At 66.6% G+C, this 18,516-nt stretch carries 19 protein-coding genes; 9 read left to right on the top strand and 10 right to left on the bottom strand.

The window, feature by feature from the left end; genetic code table 11:
• Nucleotides 1–6: 6 nt before the first annotated feature.
• Both AB4Z42_RS00335 and nhaA read left to right on the top strand, forming a co-directional pair.
• Complete coding sequence (locus AB4Z42_RS00335; RefSeq protein ID WP_442007143.1) at nucleotides 7–1,107, top strand: glycoside hydrolase family 76 protein; 1,101 nt, start codon at nucleotides 7–9, stop codon at nucleotides 1,105–1,107.
• On the top strand, nucleotides 1,104–2,930 hold the full coding sequence (nhaA, locus tag AB4Z42_RS00340; RefSeq protein WP_442007144.1) for a Na+/H+ antiporter NhaA: 1,827 nt from the start codon (nucleotides 1,104–1,106) through the stop codon (nucleotides 2,928–2,930). The genes AB4Z42_RS00335 and nhaA overlap by 4 nt, the downstream gene beginning before the upstream one ends.
• 29 nt (nucleotides 2,931–2,959) lie before the next feature.
• Here nhaA and AB4Z42_RS00345 read toward each other — a convergent pair whose 3' ends face one another.
• On the bottom strand, nucleotides 2,960–3,616 hold the full coding sequence (locus AB4Z42_RS00345; protein ID WP_442008057.1) for a VTT domain-containing protein: 657 nt from the start codon (nucleotides 3,614–3,616) through the stop codon (nucleotides 2,960–2,962).
• A gap of 103 nt (nucleotides 3,617–3,719) precedes the next feature.
• Between AB4Z42_RS00345 and AB4Z42_RS00350 the strand changes: the two genes are divergently transcribed.
• Both AB4Z42_RS00350 and fbaA read left to right on the top strand, forming a co-directional pair.
• The gene (locus AB4Z42_RS00350) at nucleotides 3,720–4,733 is read left to right on the top strand and encodes an alcohol dehydrogenase catalytic domain-containing protein (protein ID WP_442007145.1); all 1,014 of its coding nucleotides are present in this window, start codon (nucleotides 3,720–3,722) and stop codon (nucleotides 4,731–4,733) included.
• A 56-nt stretch (nucleotides 4,734–4,789) separates the two neighbouring features.
• Entirely contained in the window at nucleotides 4,790–5,827 is a 1,038-nt protein-coding gene (gene fbaA, locus AB4Z42_RS00355) for a class II fructose-bisphosphate aldolase (RefSeq protein ID WP_442007146.1), read from the top strand.
• Here fbaA and AB4Z42_RS00360 read toward each other — a convergent pair.
• Nucleotides 5,824–6,594: an Rv0361 family membrane protein gene (locus AB4Z42_RS00360; protein WP_442007147.1), complete on the bottom strand. Its 771-nt coding sequence runs from the start codon at nucleotides 6,592–6,594 to the stop codon at nucleotides 5,824–5,826. The two genes, fbaA and AB4Z42_RS00360, sit on opposite strands and share 4 nt — an antisense overlap.
• 91 nt (nucleotides 6,595–6,685) lie before the next feature.
• Here AB4Z42_RS00360 and AB4Z42_RS00365 point away from each other — a divergent pair, with 91 nt between their 5' ends.
• Nucleotides 6,686–7,102, top strand: coding sequence for a DUF3151 domain-containing protein (locus AB4Z42_RS00365; protein ID WP_442007148.1), 417 nt, complete (start codon nucleotides 6,686–6,688; stop codon nucleotides 7,100–7,102).
• A gap of 7 nt (nucleotides 7,103–7,109) precedes the next feature.
• Here the strand turns inward: AB4Z42_RS00365 and AB4Z42_RS00370 are convergent, their stop codons facing one another.
• Genes AB4Z42_RS00370 through AB4Z42_RS00380 form a run of 3 tightly spaced genes read right to left on the bottom strand, consistent with a single transcriptional unit; the run spans nucleotide 7,110 to nucleotide 9,407 of the window.
• The gene (locus AB4Z42_RS00370) at nucleotides 7,110–8,003 is read right to left on the bottom strand and encodes a cation diffusion facilitator family transporter (protein WP_442007149.1); all 894 of its coding nucleotides are present in this window, start codon (nucleotides 8,001–8,003) and stop codon (nucleotides 7,110–7,112) included.
• A 45-nt stretch (nucleotides 8,004–8,048) separates the two neighbouring features.
• Complete coding sequence (locus AB4Z42_RS00375; RefSeq protein WP_442007150.1) at nucleotides 8,049–8,837, bottom strand: site-2 protease family protein; 789 nt, start codon at nucleotides 8,835–8,837, stop codon at nucleotides 8,049–8,051.
• A gap of 9 nt (nucleotides 8,838–8,846) precedes the next feature.
• On the bottom strand, nucleotides 8,847–9,407 hold the full coding sequence (locus AB4Z42_RS00380) for a peptidase M50 (RefSeq protein WP_442008058.1): 561 nt from the start codon (nucleotides 9,405–9,407) through the stop codon (nucleotides 8,847–8,849).
• Between the two features lie 127 nt (nucleotides 9,408–9,534).
• On the opposite strand from AB4Z42_RS00380, the gene AB4Z42_RS00385 reads away from it, so the two are divergent.
• Genes AB4Z42_RS00385 through AB4Z42_RS00395 form a run of 3 tightly spaced genes read left to right on the top strand, consistent with a single transcriptional unit; the run spans nucleotide 9,535 to nucleotide 12,154 of the window.
• Entirely contained in the window at nucleotides 9,535–10,827 is a 1,293-nt protein-coding gene (locus tag AB4Z42_RS00385) for an adenylosuccinate synthase (protein WP_442007151.1), read from the top strand.
• A gap of 28 nt (nucleotides 10,828–10,855) precedes the next feature.
• A complete protein-coding gene (locus tag AB4Z42_RS00390; RefSeq protein ID WP_442007152.1) occupies nucleotides 10,856–11,494 on the top strand; it encodes a PaaI family thioesterase in 639 nt (212 codons plus the stop codon).
• A gap of 51 nt (nucleotides 11,495–11,545) precedes the next feature.
• Nucleotides 11,546–12,154 (top strand): hypothetical protein, encoded by a 609-nt coding sequence (locus AB4Z42_RS00395; protein WP_442008059.1) that lies wholly within the window; start codon nucleotides 11,546–11,548, stop codon nucleotides 12,152–12,154.
• On the opposite strand, the gene AB4Z42_RS00400 is transcribed toward AB4Z42_RS00395, so the two are convergent.
• The 4 genes from AB4Z42_RS00400 to AB4Z42_RS00415 are packed head-to-tail and all read right to left on the bottom strand — an operon-like array spanning nucleotide 12,151 to nucleotide 16,365.
• On the bottom strand, nucleotides 12,151–12,342 hold the full coding sequence (locus AB4Z42_RS00400) for a ferredoxin (protein ID WP_442007153.1): 192 nt from the start codon (nucleotides 12,340–12,342) through the stop codon (nucleotides 12,151–12,153). The genes AB4Z42_RS00395 and AB4Z42_RS00400 overlap by 4 nt on opposite strands.
• Nucleotides 12,339–13,556 carry a cytochrome P450 gene (locus AB4Z42_RS00405; RefSeq protein WP_442007154.1) on the bottom strand — a complete coding sequence of 406 codons (1,218 nt, stop codon included), beginning with the start codon at nucleotides 13,554–13,556 and terminating at the stop codon, nucleotides 12,339–12,341. The genes AB4Z42_RS00400 and AB4Z42_RS00405 overlap by 4 nt, the downstream gene beginning before the upstream one ends.
• Nucleotides 13,557–13,565: 9 nt before the next feature.
• Nucleotides 13,566–14,372 (bottom strand): alpha/beta fold hydrolase, encoded by an 807-nt coding sequence (locus AB4Z42_RS00410; RefSeq protein ID WP_442007155.1) that lies wholly within the window; start codon nucleotides 14,370–14,372, stop codon nucleotides 13,566–13,568.
• The gene (locus tag AB4Z42_RS00415; RefSeq protein ID WP_442007156.1) at nucleotides 14,320–16,365 is read right to left on the bottom strand and encodes an MMPL family transporter; all 2,046 of its coding nucleotides are present in this window, start codon (nucleotides 16,363–16,365) and stop codon (nucleotides 14,320–14,322) included. The genes AB4Z42_RS00410 and AB4Z42_RS00415 overlap by 53 nt, the downstream gene beginning before the upstream one ends.
• Nucleotides 16,366–16,417: 52 nt before the next feature.
• Here AB4Z42_RS00415 and AB4Z42_RS00420 point away from each other — a divergent pair, with 52 nt between their 5' ends.
• Nucleotides 16,418–16,909, top strand: coding sequence for a MarR family winged helix-turn-helix transcriptional regulator (locus AB4Z42_RS00420; protein WP_442007157.1), 492 nt, complete (start codon nucleotides 16,418–16,420; stop codon nucleotides 16,907–16,909).
• Here the strand turns inward: AB4Z42_RS00420 and AB4Z42_RS00425 are convergent.
• The gene (locus tag AB4Z42_RS00425) at nucleotides 16,896–18,488 is read right to left on the bottom strand and encodes a Na+/H+ antiporter (RefSeq protein WP_442007158.1); all 1,593 of its coding nucleotides are present in this window, start codon (nucleotides 18,486–18,488) and stop codon (nucleotides 16,896–16,898) included. The two genes, AB4Z42_RS00420 and AB4Z42_RS00425, sit on opposite strands and share 14 nt — an antisense overlap.
• Nucleotides 18,489–18,516: the final 28 nt, after the last annotated feature.

Raw genomic sequence — 18,516 nt, forward strand, 5'->3', positions numbered from 1 at the left:
CTAGGCATGGATCAGCTATGGGCCAATCGCGCCGGCAGTGCCGAGGCCGCGATCACCAAGCGGCATCTGAAAAAGCTCTGGGCCGTGCCGGGAACACAATTGGGCGTCGTCGCCTGGCCTGCGGCACGCAAGTACCGGATGTTCGGCACCTGGCACTACTGGTGGCAGGCGCACCTGCTGGACTGCCTCGTCGATGCTCAGGTCCGGGACCCGAAGCCTGACCGGGAGCAGAAGATCGCCCGGCAGATTCGCGGCCACCGGCTGCGCAACAACCTCCGTTGGACCAACGACTATTACGACGACATGGCCTGGCTGGCGATCGCGCTGGAACGCGCAGGCCGACTGACGGGCATCGGGCGGCCCAAGGCGCTGGACAAATTGTCCGAACAGTTCCTCAACGCGTGGGTGCCCGAGGACGGCGGCGGGATCCCGTGGCGTAAGCAGGATCAGTTCTTCAACGCCCCCGCCAATGGTCCGGCGGCGATCTTCCTGGCACGCCACGACCGACTGCGGCGGGCCCAGCAGATGTCCGACTGGCTCGATGAAACGCTGATCGACCCCGAGACTCACCTCGTGTTCGACGGGGTCAAGGCCGGCTCGATGGTGCGCGCGCAGTACACCTACTGTCAGGGCGTGGTTCTCGGCCTGGAAACCGAACTCGCCGTACGCACCGACGATGATAACCACGCGAAGCGGGTGCATCGACTCGTCGCCGCGGTGCGCGACAACATGGCCGACGACGGCATCATCAAGGGCGCGGGCGGCGGCGACGGCGGTCTGTTCAACGGGATCCTGGCGCGCTATCTCGCGTTGGTGGCGACATCGTTGCCGGGCGACCACGCCGACGACGACACGGCTCGAGACACCGCCCGCAAGCTGGTGCTGTCCTCCGCGGAGGCGGCGTGGGAGAACCGGCAGACCGTGGAGGACCTGCCTCTGTTCGCCGCGTTCTGGGACCGCACCGCCGAGATCCCCAGCTTGGCAGGCAAGGAAGCCGAGTTCGTCGAGGGCGCGGTCAATGCTTCCGAAATTCCCGAACGCGACCTGTCCGTTCAGCTGTCGGGCTGGATGCTGATGGAAGCAGCGCACGCGGTATCCGACACGTGACATCCGCGGCGACACCCCGAATCGTTCGCTCGGGTCCGCCCCGGTTCAAGCCTGGGGAAAATGCGGCGGCGGCGTTGCTGCTGTTGTTCACGCTCATCGCCATCGCCTGGGCGAATTCGCCCTGGGCGGAAGCTTATTGGAGCCTGCTGAACACCCACGTGGGTGTCGGGTTCGGCGACCGACATTTCGAGATGTCCGTCAAGCACCTGATCAACGACGGCTTGATGACGTTCTTCTTCTTCATCGTCGGGCTCGAGGTGACCCGCGAGTTCAAGATCGGGGAACTCACGGATCGGTCCAGAGCTGCGGTACCCGTCGTCGCGGCGATCGCGGGACTGGCGCTGCCCGCCGTCATCTTCCTGTTGCTCAACCCGTCGGGCGAGAACGTCCAGGCATGGGGTGTGGTGATCTCCACCGACACCGCGTTTCTGGTCGGTGCGCTCGCCATCATCAAGCCGAAATTCCCTGGGCGCCTGCGGATCTTCCTGCTCACGCTGGCCGTCGTCGACGATGTCGGCGCGCTGATCGTGATCGCGGCTTTCTACTCCGACGCGATCCAGTTGGTGCCGCTGGCGGTGTCGGCGCTGCTGCTCGTCGCGATCGCACTTGTGCGATTCCTGCCGCTCGCCCGCGGGCCCGCGTACGCGGCGCTGGGCTTCGCGCTGTGGATCGCGCTCTATCTGGCCGGCATCCATCCAACGCTCGCCGGTGTCACGCTCGCGCTGCTGATCCCGGTGTTCGCGCCCGAGCGTAGGCAGGTCGAAGACGCCGTCGAGGTGATGAGGGCGTTCCGGCAGTCACCGAACTCAGAGTATGCGCGCACGGCCACCCGCCGTCTGCGCCAATCCATTTCCATCAATGAGCGTCTGCAGACCGATGTCGGGCCGTACGTGTCGTTCCTGGTGCTGCCGTTGTTCGCATTGGTCAACGCAGGGGTGCGGCTCGACGCCACGAGCCTGGCCGCCGCGGCGCGCTCACCGTTGACATGGGGCATCGTCGCCGGGCTCGTGGTCGGCAAGTTCATCGGGATCACCGGTGCCACATGGTTCATGAATCGCACCGGAATCGGACAGCTGGCGCCGGGGCTTCGGCTGAGACGGGTCGCGGGTGGTGCCGCGCTGTCCGGAATCGGCTTCACCATATCGCTTTTCATCGTCGACATCGCGATCAGCGAACCGGCCCGGCAGGATCAGGCACGCATCGGTGTGATCGCTGCGTCGATCATCGCCTTCGTCGCAGGCTGGGCGATCTTTCACATCACCGATCTGGTCAGCCCGCCCGAACCGATCGGTCTCAAACTCATCCGGCCCATCGACCGCGGACGCGACCACATCAGGGGAAATCCCGACGCTGCACTCACGCTCATCGAGTACGGGGACTACGAGTGTCCCTTCTGCAGCCGCGCCACCGGTGGAATCGACGAAGTGCGTGCGCATTTCGGCGACGACAACCTCTGCTATGTATGGCGCCACCTGCCGCTGGAGCGGGTGCATCCGCGCGCCTTCGACGCGGCGCGTGCCGCCGAAGCGGCCGGCCTTCAGGGCAAGTACTTCGAGATGGGTGCGGAGTTGTTCGCGCACCAGGACGATCTGGAATGGTCCGACATCTACCGCTACGCCAACACGGTCGGGCTGGATCTCGAAAGGTTCGACGAGGACGTCCGGGTACATCCGACGAAGGTGCTGCATCGCGTGCAGGACGACGCCCAGGACGCCGAGGCGATGGACCTGAACTCGACACCCACGTTCTTCATCAACGGCAAACGGCACAAGGGCCCGTGGGATTCGGCCAGCCTCATCCGCGCCCTCGAGGAGGGTCGATGAACAGTCGCACACTCGTCACGGGTGATTGGTCAGGCGTTTTCGCCTGCCTCCCGCTTGGCGGCCTTCCGGCGCCGGTACCACTCGATCACCATCGGCAGCACGGACACCACGACGATCGCGACGAAAATCGGTTCGAGCAGCTTCTGGATGACCTCGAACTGGCCGAGCCAATATCCCAGCAGCGTCAGTCCGACACCCCACACAACGGCGCCGAGGACGTTGAAGAACGTGAACACCGGGTAGCTCATCCGCGCGGCGCCGGCGGTGAGCGGCGCCAGCGTCCGCACGATCGGCACGAACCGCGCAACGACGATCGCGAACGGTCCGCGCTGATCGAAGAAGGCGTGCGCCTCGTCGAGGTAACGCTGCTTGAGGAGCTTGGCGTCCGGTTTGAACATCGCCGTCCCGACATTGCGCCCGATCCAGTAGCCGACCTGTCCGCCGAGTATCGCGGCGATCGGGATGAACAACAGCAGCTGCCAGAGCGCGAAGTTGACCGTCTCGCCACCTTCGGCTGCCAGCGCATGGGTGCCCGCGGCGAGCATGCCCGCCACGAACAGCAGCGAGTCGCCCGGTAAGACCGGGAACAGCACGCCCGATTCGATGAAGATCACCACGAGAAGGCCGACCAGGGCCCAGGTGCCGAAGTACCCGAGCAACGTCATCGGATCGAGGAAGTCCGGCATGAGCGCCAGCTGATTGGCAGTGGCCAGGGCCGAGGTCGTCACAAGGCCCCAAGATACCGGTCGATATCCGGCGGACCCCATTTGCTGTCGATAGGGTCTGCGTATGGCTACCCACAAGGCTGTTCAGGTCGCCTCCGCAGGCGCAGCGCTCACCGTCACCGAGGTCGAGACGACCTCACCGCCGCGCGATCACGTCCGCATCGCCGTCTCGGCCTGCGGTGTGTGCGGAACCGACCAGGGAATCGTGAACGGCGGCTTTCCCGGCATGACGTGGCCGCTGACGCCGGGTCACGAAGCGGCGGGCACCATCGTCGAATTGGGCGAGGGTGTCGACGGCTTCGCGGTCGGCGACCGGGTCGCGGTGGGTTGGTTCGGCGGCAACTGCAACAAGTGCGTGCCCTGTCGCAAGGCCAAGTTCATGCAGTGCGTCAACTTCCAGGTGCCCAGCCTGGCGTACCCCGGCGGCTACGCGGAATCGCTCGTCGCGCCGACGACCGCGCTGGCCCGAATCCCGGACGCCCTCTCGTTCGCCGAGGCGGCACCGATGGGATGTGCGGGTGTGACCACCTACAACGCGCTTCGGCGGTCGGACGCCGTTGCCGGTGATCTCGTCGCTGTTCTCGGCATCGGTGGACTCGGCCATCTCGGCGTCCAATGGGCCAAGGCGATGGGCTTCGAGACGGTGGCGATCGCCCGCGGCGCGGCCAAGGCCGAGGATGCGAAAACGCTTGGCGCGCACCACTACATCGACTCGACGGCCGATGACGTCGCAGACGCGCTACAGGATCTCGGCGGGGCGACCGTCGTGCTCGCCACCGCTGCGAACTCCGCGGCGATCGGTCAGACCATTGGCGGTCTCGGTCCCGAGGGCGAGCTTCTGGTCGTCGGGGTGACATCCGACCCGCTGCCGATCAGCCCGCTCGACCTCATCACCCCCGGACGCCGGGTCACCGGACACCCGTCGGGCACGTCGCGCGACGTCGAGGAGACGATGCATTTCGCCGTGCAGACCGGAGTGCGCGCCTGGCTCGAGGAGCGCCCACTGGCCGAGGCCGCCGAGGCGTATGCCTCCATGGAGCAGGGACGGGCGCGTTACCGCGGCGTCTTGACCGTGTGATGCCGCGGCGTACCTGAGACAATCGCAGAACACCCGCACCGCTGAGAGGAACTCCTATGCCCGTCGCAACGCCTGAGGTTTACGCGGAGATGCTGAGCCGGGCCAAGGAACATTCATTCGCGTTTCCCGCCATCAACTGCGTGGGGTCGGAGTCCGTCAACGCGGCCATCAAGGGTTTCGCCGACGCAGGTAGCGACGGCATCATCCAGTTCTCCACGGGTGGCGCCGAGTTCGCCTCCGGTCTCGGAATCAAGGAGATGGTGACCGGAGCGGTGGCGCTCGCCGAGTTCACCCACGTCATCGCCGAGAAGTACCCGATCACCGTTGCCCTGCACACCGACCACTGTCCCAAGGACAAGCTGGACACCTACGTCAGGCCGCTGCTCGCAATCTCGCAGCAGCGGGTCGCCGACGGGCGCAACCCGCTGTTCCAGTCGCATATGTGGGACGGCTCCGCGGTGCCGATCGACGAGAACCTCGAAATCGCCCGCGAGCTCCTCAAGGAGGCAGCGGCCGCCAAGATCATCCTCGAGATCGAGATCGGTGTGGTCGGCGGTGAGGAAGACGGGGTGGCCCACGAGATCAACGACAAGCTCTACACCACCTCCGAGGATTTCGAGAAGACGATCGAGGCGCTCGGGGCGGGGGAGCACGGTAAGTACCTGCTGGCCGCGACGTTCGGCAACGTGCACGGCGTCTACAAGCCGGGCAACGTCAAGTTGCGGCCCGAAGTGCTGGACGAGGGGCAGAAAGTCGCGGCCGCCAAGCTCGGATTATCCAGTGATGCAAAGCCTTTCGACTTCGTCTTCCACGGTGGTTCCGGCTCGCTGAAGTCCGAGATCGAGGACTCGCTGCGTTACGGCGTGGTGAAGATGAACGTCGACACCGACACGCAGTACGCGTTCACCCGCCCGCTCGCGGGGCATATGTTCGCCAACTACGACGGCGTGCTCAAGATCGACGGCGAGGTCGGCAACAAGAAGGTCTACGACCCGCGCAGCTATCTGAAGAAGGCCGAGGCGTCGATGACCGAACGCGTCATCGAGGCGTGCCGGGACCTGCACTGCGCCGGGCGATCGGTGACTGCCGGCTAGCTGGTCGGTGCCTGACAGATCTTCCACTGTTCGTCGCGGAATTCGAGGTCAAGGCTGCGCGTCGATCGGGTCTGCGGCGCATATGCCATGAAGGTCGTCACGTTGGCCTCGGCGTGGTCCCCGTTGACGACCACCTGGTCGATGCTGGCGATCACCGGGTAGCGCTTGGCCGCCGCGATCCGCGCATGCGTATCGGTCCACACGCGATCGTTGTACGTGACGTAGTCGTCTCGCGCCTTGCCGCAGGTGATGCCACGCAATGTGGCCAGGTCGCCTTTGGCGATCGCGGCGTCGTAGTTCTCGATGGTCGAGCGGACACGGTCCTCCTGCGACACCGTCGGCTCCGAGTCGCGGGTCAGTAGCAGGGTGCCAAGCACCGCGACCGCGACCAGCGCCGCGATCACCAGCAGCAACGCGATCACCCAACCCCAGCTGCGTCGTTTCGACGGGGGTTTAGGTGCATCACCGCGCGGCGGGATGACCTGTGGCGAAACAGGTTTGACAGCCGGGGCGGCCGCCGTGGCCATGACCTCGGTCGCCGGCTCGGACGGCGTGTCGATCCTCGTCGTCACCCCCGCGTCGTACGCGGAGGGGGCGGTGTACCGGCGTTCGGGTTCTTCCACCGACTCTGTCGACATGATCTCTGTCGCCGGCTCGTGCTCCGGATCCGAAGACGCCATCACCTCAGTAGCCGCCGCGCCGTCTGCGGCTTCGGTCGCCTCAGCGGCGACCTCATCCGGCTGATCAGGCTCTTCTTGATTCGACATGGCTGTTGGGGTCCTCCGTTACAACGCTTCGGCCGCAAAGCTTAACCATCCGGCGCGACTAACGCCGAGAGCCGCACGGCACAATGGGGCCATGACGCGGATGGGTGATCTTCTCGGACCGGATCCGGTACTGCTTCCCGGCGACCCCGTGGCGGAGGGCGAACTGGCCGCCGGCGAAAACCCAGCCATCGTGGCCGCAGCGCATCCGTCGGCATCGGTCGCGTGGGCCACGCTCGCCGAAGAGGCACTGGCCGAGGACAAGGCCATCACGGCTTATGCGTATGCACGGACGGGCTACCACCGCGGACTCGATCAGCTGCGCCGCAACGGTTGGAAGGGCTTCGGTCCGGTCCCCTACGCGCACGAACCCAACCGCGGGTTTCTGCGCTGCGTCGCCGTCTTGGCGCGGGCCGCGGATCAGATCGGCGAAACGGACGAATATCAGCGCTGCGTGGATCTGCTCGACGACTGCGACCCCGCGGCCCGCCCGGCGCTCGGGCTGGCCTGACTGCGCTTCACGACTCGGCCTCGCATTTGCAGTCGGCGGCGCCTTCCGGAGGTTCCACCTGGACGGTGGCGTGGTCGAGCCCGCGCGACGTGAGCACGGCGCGCGCGTCGTCGAGCACCAGTGCCGCGTCCCGTGCGCTGGTCAGGTGCGCCGTCACCATGTCCTTGCCCGGCACCAACGTCCACACGTGCAGGTCGTGGACTTCGGTCACGCCGTCCACGGCGCACAGCGCCTTGCGCAGTTCGTCGACGTCGATATGAGCGGGTGACGTCTCGGACAGGATCCGCAACGCCGCACGGGCCAGCGCGACGGCACGTGGCAACACCCACAGCGCGACGAACACGGCGACCACCACGTCGGCATAGGGCCACCGCGTCGTCACGGTCACGATGCCCGCGATCAGCACCCCGATGCTGCCGACCGTGTCGGCGACGACCTCCATGTACGCACCCTTGACGGCGAGGCTGCTCTCGGAGTGCGACCGCAACAGCAGCACGACGACGGCGTTGGCGACCAGGCCGGCCAGCGCCACGACGATCATCGGCACGCCGGGAATCTCGGGCGCGTCGCCGAGCCGCTCGAAGGCCTCGTAGAGGATGAAGACCGCCACCCCGAGCAGCAGCACCGCATTGGCGACGGCGGTGAACACCTCGGCCCGATGCCAGCCGTAGGTGCGCGCCGGTGACGAGCTGCCGTGTTTGGCGAGCAGAACCGCCGTCAGCCCCATGAACATCGCGACGAGGTCGGTCAGCATGTGGCCCGCGTCGGCGAGCAGCGCGATCGAGTTGATCCACAGCGCGGTGACCAGCTCGATGACGAAGAACGTCGTCAGGATCGCCGCGGCGATCAGCATCCGGCTGACACGGGTGTCCCCGGAGCCGTGGTCGTGCCCAGCACCCATACGGGCAATCTATGCGTAAACACGCATATGTTGCAAGAGGCTCGCTCAGAACCAGGCTGACCAGAAGCGCGTGAGGCTGAAGCCGATGCTGATCAACTCGCTGTTCACCCCTGACAGGTCGAAGAACCAGCCGACCATCGCAAAGAAGTACTGGTTCAGCGGCGTCGCGATCAACAACAGCAGGAAGACGAAGAAGGCCCACGGTTTGGCCGGCTCGAGTGCGCGCTGGGTTTCGGGGCTCAGGTGCGGTTCCAGTGCGCCGTAGCCGTCGAGGCCCGGAATCGGCAGCAGGTTGAGCACCGCGCCGGTGATCTGCAGGAATCCGAGGAACGCGACCGCGGCCCAGAACACCAGGTGCGCCGGGTCGAAGAACAGCCGGGCCAGCACCAGCAGAAGCACCGCGAGCAGCACGTTCATCAGGGGTCCTGCGAGGCTGACGACCGACTTCTGCCGCACGGTCATGAACGAGGTGCGCACCCACACCGCGCCGCCCGGCAGGCCGATGCCGCCGAACAGCGTGATCAGAACCGGCAGTCCGATCGACATCAGCGGGCTGGCGTACTTGAACGGGTTGAGCGTCAGATAGCCGCGCACCGCGACGTCGTGGTCGCCATACCTCCAGGCGGTGAACGCGTGCCCGAACTCGTGCAGGCTCAGGGACACGATCCAGCCCGCGATGACGAAGATGAACACGCCCGCGTACGACAGTGGCGCGCGGAACTCGTTGGCCGATATCCAGGCCAGCGCGCCGCCTGCGGCGGTCAGCGCGACGATCGCCAGGAAGACTGGGCTGGGGCGCACCGAGGCCTGCGGGTGCAGCGGACGGACGTTCACGGTTTGACGCTACCGAACCGACAGCCAACCCTCCGTGTGCCGATAGAACGTCGACCGGCGGACTGGGCGCGCAGCGAGGACCCCGTCACGCACCACGAACGCCCCCGGCGTACCGAGTTGCGCAGCCCGCCCTGTCACCCACCGGCCCGGCCGCATATGCCTGGTCTGCACGCTGGCGCGCAGACCAGGCTGCGTCGGTATGGGCTCTATCCGCACGGCGGTCACCTCGCCGTGGAACAGCACGGTGTCGTCGACGGTGGCTTCGCCGGCCAGTTTGGCCGGCGGGGAGCCCTTCTCCAGCCCGGCCTCGCCCACCCAGTACGCGGCGCTCGTGATCACGGCCCCGGTGTCGTCCCTGATCAGCGGAATCCGGGTCGCGACGCCGGTGCGGGCGCGCCGCGCGTGCCACGGCCACCGCACGTGGGCGACCTCCACGTCCAGCCGGTCGGCGCGCAGCAATCTGGTCAGCACGGCGGCCAGATCGGCGTGCGAACCCACCACCGCAACGCGCCGGCATTCGGTGACCGAGTCCGCGGTGATCACGGTGAGTCCCCGCAGTGATCGCGGCATCTTCCTGCCTTCGCTCAGCAACACCACAACGTCAGCTGCGGTCAAAGCGGCTCCTCGGGGTCGGCTGGGATAGGGTGTGTCACCGGCTGGGCTGAACTTTGGGCCAGATAAAGCGGGAGAATATGCCATGCCGGCAATCGTGCTGATCGGTGCTCAATGGGGTGACGAGGGCAAAGGAAAGGCCACCGATCTACTCGGTGGCCGAGTGCAGTGGGTCGTGCGCTACCAGGGCGGCAACAACGCCGGCCATACCGTGGTGCTTCCCTCGGGCGAGAACTTCGCCCTTCACCTGATCCCGTCGGGCATCCTCACGCCCGGCGTCACGAACGTCATCGGCAATGGCGTGGTCGTGGATCCGGGGGTGTTGCTCACCGAGCTCAAAGGTCTCGAGGACCGTGGGGTGGACACCGAGCGGCTGCTGATCTCCGCCGACGCGCATCTGCTGATGCCGTATCACGTGGCGATGGACAAGGTCGTCGAGCGATACGCGGGCAGCAAGAAGATCGGCACCACCGGACGCGGCATCGGTCCGTGTTACCAGGACAAGATCGCCCGCGTGGGAATCCGCGTCGCCGACGTGCTCGACGAGGGTCTGCTGGCCCAAAAGGTCGAGGCCGCACTGGAATTGAAGAACCAGGTATTGGTCAAGATCTACAATCGCAAGGCCCTCGATCAGGCCGAGATCGTGGAGAATCTCCTGGCGCAAGCCGAGGGGTTCAAGCACCGCATCGCCGACGCCCGTTACCTTCTCAACACCGCGCTAGAGAGGGGCGAGACGGTCCTGCTGGAAGGTTCTCAGGGCACACTTCTCGACGTTGACCACGGCACGTATCCCTTTGTGACGTCGTCGAATCCGACGGCCGGTGGTGCTGCGGTCGGTTCGGGTATCGGGCCCACCCGGATCACCACGGTGCTCGGCATCCTCAAGGCGTACACCACCCGTGTCGGTTCGGGCCCGTTCCCCACCGAGTTGTTCGACGAATTCGGGGAGTACCTGTCCAAGACGGGCGGCGAGGTTGGCGTCACGACGGGCAGGCGGCGTCGCTGCGGATGGTTCGATGCCGTCATCGCGCGCTACGCGACCCGCGTCAACGGCATCACCGACTACTTCCTCACCAAACTCGATGTGCTGTCCAGTCTGGAGACCGTTCCGGTCTGCGTCGGCTATACCATCGACGGCAAGCGCATCGATGACATGCCGATGACCCAGTCCGACCTGCACCGCGCCGAGCCGGTCTACGAGGAACTGCCCGGCTGGTGGGAGGACATCTCCGAGGCGCGTGAATTCGACGACCTGCCCGCCAAGGCCCGCGATTACGTGTTGCGGCTTGAAGATCTTGCCGGCGCACATGTTTCGTGCATCGGCGTGGGCCCGGGACGCGAGCAGACCATCGTGCGGCGGGACATCCTGGCCACGTGATGAGCGCCTGCGCGAAGAACCGACGCCCATGAGCACCGACGATCCCAGGTTGGTCGACCCCGACTACGACAAGCATGGCGGTTTCCCCAACTTCGAGGCAGCCGAGCCCGGGCCGGGATTCGGCCGGTTTCTCGCCGCGATGCGGCGCGCACAGGACCTGGCGGTATCGGCCGACCCGGACACCGGCACCTGGGAACAGGCTGCCGACCGTGCCGAGGAACTGGTGAAGCTGCTCGACCCGTTCGAAGCGCCGGAGGGGGTCGGCCCGGCCAACCGTGTCCCGACGCTGCCCGGCTCGGGCAGCCTGCTGATGCCGCCCTACCGCGTCACCAAATTTGAATCCGACGGTGTCGAACTGACCGTCCACTTCAGCCGCTATCACGTTGGCGGCAACTACGCCGTCCACGGCGGAGTGCTGCCGTTGATGTTCGATTCGATGTTCGGCATGGTGATCCACGCGTCCGGCAGGCCGATCAGCCGCACCGGCTTTCTGCACGTCGACTACCGCAACGTGACGCCGATCGACACACCGCTGAAGATGCGCGGATGGGTGCGGGATGTCGAGGGACGCAAGGCCTTCGTCAATGCCGAGTTACGCGACCAGGACGAGAAGCTCCTGGCGGAGGCGCACGGCCTGATGATCCGATTGCTCCCCGGCCAGCCCTAGAAGTGTCACGATGACGGCGTGACCTCCCAACCGATTGACCGCGTGCACAGTTTGTCGACTCCGCGGGCGGCAGCGTTCGCGGGCGTGTTGTTCGCGCTGCTGTTCGGCACCGCACTCGTGATGATCCGCATGTCCCTACCCGAGGGTGCCGAACCCGGCTCGCAGTGGGCCGACGGCGGCCACGGCATCAGGACATCAGCCGTTCTGATGCCCTTCGCGGGCATCGCCTTCCTGTGGTTCATCGGCGTCGTCCGCGACGGCTTCGGCGGTTTCGAGGACAAGTTCTTCTCGTCGGTGTTCATCGGAAGCGGATTGCTTTTCCTGGCAATGATTTTCGTATCGTCAGCGGTGGGTGTGGCGCTCACCCATAGCGGACCCGACGGCGCCGTGTTCGGGCAGGCGCTGCTGATGGCATTGAGCAAGACGTACGCCCTGCGAATGGCGGCGGTCTTCATGATCTCGTTGGCCACCATCTGGCTGAAAACCGGCCTGATGCCGAAGTGGCTGGTCGGCGTGACTTACTTTGTCGCCGTTGGACTTATCTTGTCTGCCGACATCAGCATGTGGTTGACGATCGCCTTCCCCGTGTGGGTTCTTGTGGTCAGTTTGCTGTTGCTGACGCGGGCGGGGGTCATCGATCTGGACCGCGGTCGCCGCTAGTCAGCCAACCGCAAAGCCTGTGAGGGACAAAGCTTCACGGCCTCACGCGCATGGTCCAACTCCTCGGCGGGAATCTCGTCGACGAGAACCACCACGATGCCGTCGTCGTCCTGATCGAAGACGGCGTCGGCCGCCATCACACAGTTGCCCGCCTGAATACAGACCTCGCGATCCGCTTCCGCCTTCACCAGGTCACCGCCAGTGAACGCAGACCGTAGATGAAGTGGAAGGACCTGAACTGCACATCGTCGAAGTCCTCGGCCAGCGCCAGGGTGGGGAAGCGTCGCAGCAGTGCGGGGAACGCGATCCGCATCTCCATCCGCGCCAGCGGTGCGCCTAGGCAGTGGTGCACTCCGTGGCCGAACGCCAGATGCCCCGGCGCGCCGCGGCGGATATCGAGCAGTTCGGGCGAGTCGATGAAGCCCGGATCCCGATTGCCCGACGGCAGCGACACGAACACGAGTTGACCCGCCGGAATCGGTACGCCTGCGACTTCTACCTCGGTGGTGGTGACCCGCGGGATGGCGCTGTGCACGATCGAGAGCCAGCGCAGCAGCTCCTCGATGGCCGGAGCCGCGGCGTCCGGATCGTCGCGGACCGCAGCCAGTTGGTCGGGGTGCCGCAGGAGGGCCAGGGTGCCGAGGCCCAGCATGTTCGACGTGGTCTCGTGCCCGGCGAGCAGCAGCAGGCCGGCGACGCCGATGAGTTCGTCGTCGGTGCACTCGGCGCCGTGCTCGCGGACCAGCATCCCGAGAATGTCCTCACCCGGCTGTCTGCGCGCACGTTCGACCAGCGTCTGCATGTAGGCACGGCCCTGCCGCTGGAGGTCCAGGCGGTCGGCGATCGGGATGGACAGATCGAGCTGGCGAGCGCTGCGCTTCTGGAAGTCGTCGCGGTCGTCGTAGGGCACCCCGAGCAACTCGCAGATCACCAGCGACGGGATCGGCAGCGCGAAGCTCTCCACCAAATCGACAGGCGGCCCGGCACTTTCCATCGCATCGAGGTGCTGATCGACGATCTCGACGATGCGCGGTTCCAGCCGTTTCATCCGCCGGATCGTGAATTCGGGTGTGAGCATCCGGCGCAACCGCTGATGCTCCGGCGGATCGAGTCCGAGCAGATTGCCCGCCCGCGAACTCGCCAGCTCTTCGTCGGACAGCGTCGGCGCCCCGGGCATGACGAACCCCGGCGGGCGTGCGTTGGAGAACCGTTCGTGATCGGACAGCACGGCTTTGACGTCCTCGTATCGGGTCACGAGATAGACGGTCATACCGAAGGAGTTGGTGGCGGTGCGGACCCCGGCGGTCTCACGGATCTCACGTAGCTCCGGGGTCGGGTCGAACGCATTGCGCCGCATGTGCAGCGGCAGCTGCGGGGCCTGGGTTCCGGAGGTGCCGGTCATCGTTCGACGCTACTCGCGAAAAACGAACTCTTCGATCAGCTTGTTGACCAGAGGCGGGTTCTCCAGCCCGGCAAGGTGTGCAACCCCGTCCAGCACGGCCAGCTGCGCATTCGGGATGGCCTCGGCCATCGCGGACGTTTCCTGCAGCGGAAACGTCGCATCCTCGGCGCCGGCGACGACCAGCACCGGTGTCGAGATTTTCGCGAGCAGCGAACGCTGGTCGGGCCGGGCAGGCACCACACTGCGCACCGCCCAGGATCCGGACCTGATGTCGACCGCCTGCACGGTGTCGCGCACGAAGGCGACGACGTCGGGGCGGTTCGCAAACGTCGTCGGGCCGAGGAACGCATTCAGCACCGACCGGGTAAGCGGGGGCCGCACCCCGCCGAGGAGCTTCGCGATGCGCAGCAGGAACCCGTACTCCAGCTTCTGGCGAGCGCCGGCGGCCGATCCGGTGCAGTTCATCAGCACGGCATGCCCGATGCGGTCGGGATAGGTCGCGGCGAACGTGCCGCCGATCATTCCGCCCCACGAGTTGCCGATGAAATGAGTGCGCTGCAGGCCGAGGCTGTCGAGGATGCCGACGATCACCCGTGTGCAGTCGTCGAACGTGAAGGGCGCCGTGAGCTTTTCGCTACCGCCGTGGCCCGGGGGATCGACGACGATGACATGCCGCTGCGCACTGAAGTGCCGCGCCGCGGCGTCCCACATATCGCCGGTCATCAACAGGCTCGGCCAGAACATCATGGCCTCGCCGGAGCCCTCAGTGCGGATCCGCACCTTCCCGAGCACGGTGTCGACCTGCTGTTCGCTCACCCTCCGAACGGTAGTCACCGTTTCTGAGGGCGGGCCACCAGATCACCGATCCGATCAAGGTGAACAGCGCGGGGATGATCACCGTCCGCACCACGAAGGTGTCGAGCAGGATGCCGAGGCCGACGATGATGCCCACCTGCGTGAGGACGATCAGCGGAAGCACGCCGAGTACGCAGAACACCGCGGCCAGCACGATGCCCGCACTGGTGATGACGGCGCCGGTGGCCGACACCGCGCGGACGATGCCGTCACGGGTGCCGTGGCTAGATGTCTCCTCGCGTGCGCGGGTGACCAGGAAGATCGTGTAGTCCACCCCGAGCGCGACCAGGAACAGGATCGCGAAAAGCGGTGCGGTGTTGTCCAACGCCGGGAAGCCGAACAGGTGCACGCTGGCCCAGCCGCCCAACCCCAGTGCCGCGAGTGCGCTGAGCACCGTCACCGCCACCAGGATCAGCGGCGCGAGCGCTGAGCGCAGCAGCACGTAGAGGACCGCGAGCACCACGACCAGAATCGCGGGGATCACGACGAGCCGGTCGTGTTCGGCGGCCGCGCTCGCGTCGCGCGCCGTCGCGTCGGACCCGCCGACCAGTGCGTCAGGGTCGACCGAATGGACCGAAACCCGCAGGGCGTCAATGGTTTCGAACGCCCCCTCCGAGGCGGGGGCGGCGTCCAAGACGACCGACCATTGCGACAGGCCGCCGGGGCTTTCACCCGACGGTGTAGCCGACAGCACACCCCTGGTGTCGGTGATCGCCTGCTGAATGTCGGCGGCGCGGTCCGTCACTCCGATCACGCGGGTGGGATCCGTCAGGCCGCTGGGGAAATGCGCAGCCAAGGTCTCATAGCCGCTGACGGATTCGGCCTGCACCCGGAACTGCTCGGTCTGCGACAGGCCGATGGGTGTGGTCAGCAGGCCCGTGCACAGCAGCGCCAGACCGGCGATGGCCACGATCGCGACGCGGCCCGGCCGTCGTGCCACCCCCTCGGCGATGCGGTGCCAAACACCGGTGTCGGTAAGGGGTTTCGCGCCGATCTGCGGGATGAACGGCCAGAACAAGCGCTTTCCGAACACGGCGAGCAACGGTGGCAACACCAGCAGGACGAACACCGCCGCCACCGCCAGGCCCGCAGCGGCCTGCACGCCAAGACTGCGCACGCTCGGCGACGATGCGAAGAGCAGCGTCAACAGGGCCAGCACCACCGTCGCGTTGCTCGCGAGGATCGCGGGTCTCGCCCGCCGCACCGCGACGTCCAGCGCAGCATGGTGATCCTCGTTGCGGCCCAACTCCTCCCGGTATCGAGAGATGAGCAGCAACGCGTAATTGGTTCCCGCGCCGAACACCAGGACACTGGTGATACCCGACGTCGAACCGTCGGGATTCATCCCGAGCGCACCGGCCACGGCGGTACCCACAACGGCGGCAACACGGTCGGCGAAGCCGATCACCAGCAGCGGTACCAGCCAGAGCACCGGCGACCGATAGGTGACGATCAGCAACAGCGCCACGACGGCCGCCGTGACGGCGAGCAGCGTGAAGTTGGCTCCCGAGAACGAGTTTGCGATGTCGGCGCCGAATGCCGGCCCTCCGGTGACCTCGGTCCGCAGATCGTCGGGCAACCCGTCGGCAGCCGTGTGCCGAACAGCCTCGACCGCGTCGCCGAGGGCGAACCCGGTGAGGTCGGCGTTCAACGGCACGACGGTCAGCGCGGCTTCACCGTCTTCCGAGACCTGGGCGCGCCATTTCTGCTCGACGGCGGCGAGATCGGCGGGATCCAGACGTGCGCCGTCGTCGCGGGTGATGACGATGATCGCCGGGACCTGGTCACCGCCGGGGAACTGGGCGCGCATCGCGTCGGCGCGCGCGGATTCGGCGGTGTCGGGCACCGGAACGGGGGATCGCTGGCTCGAGTCGTCGCCGCCGAGGAGCACCATCAGCGCACCGGAAACGGCGACCACCACCAATGCCAGGACCCATGACAAGCGGCGCGACATCCATCCAATATTTCAGATACTTAACTTTTAATCAAATGAATGTTCGCGGCATATGCTTCTCCCCGTGACCGACGACCGCGACGCGCTGGAGTCGATGATCGCGGCCGACGTGCGGGCGATGAACGCGGAGTCCGATCAGATCGGCAGGCACTTCGCGGGTCGACACGATGTCTCCGCCAACGACTTTCGTGCCTTGTTGCACATCATGGTGGCCGAGTCCGCCGGAACGCCGTTGACCGCGGGCGAACTGCGCAGACGGATGGGCATGTCGGGCGCGGCGATCACCTACCTCGTCGAGCGGATGATCGCGTCCGACCACCTGCTTCGGGAGTCGGATCCCGCCGACCGGCGCAAGGTCATCCTGCGCGTCGCCGACAACGGAATGGACGTCGCACGCGGCTTTTTCACGCCGCTGGCCGAACAGACCCGCATCGCGCTCGCGGGGCTGTCGGAATCCGAACTGCGCGCCGCGCACCGAACCTTCACCGCGCTCATCGACGCGATGCACGCGTTTCGCGCTCAACTCGACGCTACGACCGGTTGAGCGTCGCCTCCTCGAGGTCGAGCCCGTGCAGCATCGAGCGCAACACTTCGTCGTTGATGCGTCCCGCATCGCGCTCTTCGATGAACGTCTTACGTTCGGCGGCAAGCATTTCCAGCCGTAGCCGACGAAATGCGGTCGTCGGGCTCTCGCCGAGCTCCTCGTCACCGCGCCCGAGGCGCTCCCATGCGCTGTTGAGGCGCCGCGTGTTCCAGTGCCGCAGTATTTCGGCCGCGCGCTCCGGTACGTCGTTGGTGGCCTCCGAGTCGGCGAGGAGTTCGTCAAGGCGGTCGGCGGCGGCGCGCGCCGCGCGGTCCTGGGCCTGCACCGCCGCGAGCTGATCCTGTTGGGGGTCGTCGCCTTGCACGCCCAGCAGCCGGATGACCCACGGCAGTGTCAGCCCGTGCAGCAGCAGTGTGCCGACCACGACCACGAACGTGAGGAACACGATGTGCGGCCGTCCCGGGAACGGATCGCCGGACAGCGTCACGAGCGGGACGCCCGCCGCCGCGGCCAGCGACACCACCCCGCGCATCCCCGCCCATGCCACGACGAACACCTGCGACGGCGGCGGCGTCGGTTCGCGTTCGCGGATGCGCCGGGAGAACAGGGGCGGCAGGTAGGCGAACATGAACACCCACCCGATCCGGACGAAGATCACGGTGGCGAACACCGCGACCGACGACCAGATCAGCACCGACGCCCGGATTCCCTCCAGCTCGCTGATCACCTCCGGAAGTTGCAGCCCGATCAGCAGGAACGCGAACGACTCCAGGATCAGCACGACGGCTTGCCACAGCGCGAAGTCCTGAAGGCGGGTCGCGTAGCCGGCGTGTGCCGAGCGCTGGCCCAGGATCAGCGCCGCGACCACCACCGCGATCACTCCGGAGCCGTGGATCAGTTCCGCGACGAAGTAGATGACGAACGGGGCGATCAATCCGATTGCGCTCTCGACCACCGGATCGTCGAGGCGGGACCGGATGTATGAGATCAGGGCGCCGAACCCGATGCCGACGGCCACACCCCCGGCCGCGGCCAGCGCGAAGGTGCCGATAGCCGTGCCCCACGACGCCGCGGTGCCGATCGCAAGGCCGAGCGCCACCTTGTACGCGGTCAGCGCCGTCGCATCGTTCAGCAGGCTCTCGCCGCCGAGCAGGGTCATCGTGCGCCGCGGCAGACCCAGTCTCCTGCCGATCGCGGTCGCGGAGACCGCATCGGGCGGAGCCACGATCGCTCCGAGGGTCAGCGCGGCCGCCGCGGTGAGCTCGGGAACCGTCTTGTACGCGACGAACCCGACCGCGAACGTCGTGGCGAGCGGAAGGCCGACGGCCAGCAGGCTGATGGGACGAAGGTTCTTGCGCAGCGCGACGTAGCTGCTCTCGGTGCCCGCAGACCACAGCAGGGGCGGCAAGATCACGTACAGGACGAGTTCAGGCTCGAGGACGACGTCGTGCAGCCCGGGAAGGGTGCTCGCGGCCAGGCCGGCGATGACGAGAGCCAGCGGTGCGGAGACGTCGAAGCGGCGGGCCACAGCGGCCAACAGGATCGACAGCACCAGAACCGCCAGCAGAGATGCAGTCACGTCGCCAGGCCTCCTTTGTCGTGATCCG

It is taken from the genome of Mycobacterium sp. 2YAF39 (assembly GCF_052114565.1).
GTDB lineage: Bacteria > Actinomycetota > Actinomycetes > Mycobacteriales > Mycobacteriaceae > Mycobacterium.

Bases quoted from the DNA above. Each gene is read 5' to 3' on its own strand.
- AB4Z42_RS00390 (WP_442007152.1), top strand. From the start codon at position 10,856: ATGAGCACCGACGATCCCAGGTTGGTCGACCCCGACTACGACAAGCAT.
- AB4Z42_RS00415 (WP_442007156.1), bottom strand. From the start codon at position 16,365: ATGTCGCGCCGCTTGTCATGGGTCCTGGCATTGGTGGTGGTCGCCGTT.
- AB4Z42_RS00365 (WP_442007148.1), top strand. From the start codon at position 6,686: ATGACGCGGATGGGTGATCTTCTCGGACCGGATCCGGTACTGCTTCCC.
- AB4Z42_RS00380 (WP_442008058.1), bottom strand. From the start codon at position 9,407: ATGCCGCGATCACTGCGGGGACTCACCGTGATCACCGCGGACTCGGTC.
- AB4Z42_RS00335 (WP_442007143.1), top strand. From the start codon at position 7: ATGGATCAGCTATGGGCCAATCGCGCCGGCAGTGCCGAGGCCGCGATC.
- fbaA (WP_442007146.1), top strand. From the start codon at position 4,790: ATGCCCGTCGCAACGCCTGAGGTTTACGCGGAGATGCTGAGCCGGGCC.
- AB4Z42_RS00405 (WP_442007154.1), bottom strand. From the start codon at position 13,556: ATGACCGGCACCTCCGGAACCCAGGCCCCGCAGCTGCCGCTGCACATG.
- AB4Z42_RS00420 (WP_442007157.1), top strand. From the start codon at position 16,418: ATGCTTCTCCCCGTGACCGACGACCGCGACGCGCTGGAGTCGATGATC.
- AB4Z42_RS00350 (WP_442007145.1), top strand. From the start codon at position 3,720: ATGGCTACCCACAAGGCTGTTCAGGTCGCCTCCGCAGGCGCAGCGCTC.
- AB4Z42_RS00385 (WP_442007151.1), top strand. From the start codon at position 9,535: ATGCCGGCAATCGTGCTGATCGGTGCTCAATGGGGTGACGAGGGCAAA.
- AB4Z42_RS00360 (WP_442007147.1), bottom strand. From the start codon at position 6,594: ATGTCGAATCAAGAAGAGCCTGATCAGCCGGATGAGGTCGCCGCTGAG.
- AB4Z42_RS00370 (WP_442007149.1), bottom strand. From the start codon at position 8,003: ATGGGTGCTGGGCACGACCACGGCTCCGGGGACACCCGTGTCAGCCGG.
- AB4Z42_RS00345 (WP_442008057.1), bottom strand. From the start codon at position 3,616: ATGCCGGACTTCCTCGATCCGATGACGTTGCTCGGGTACTTCGGCACC.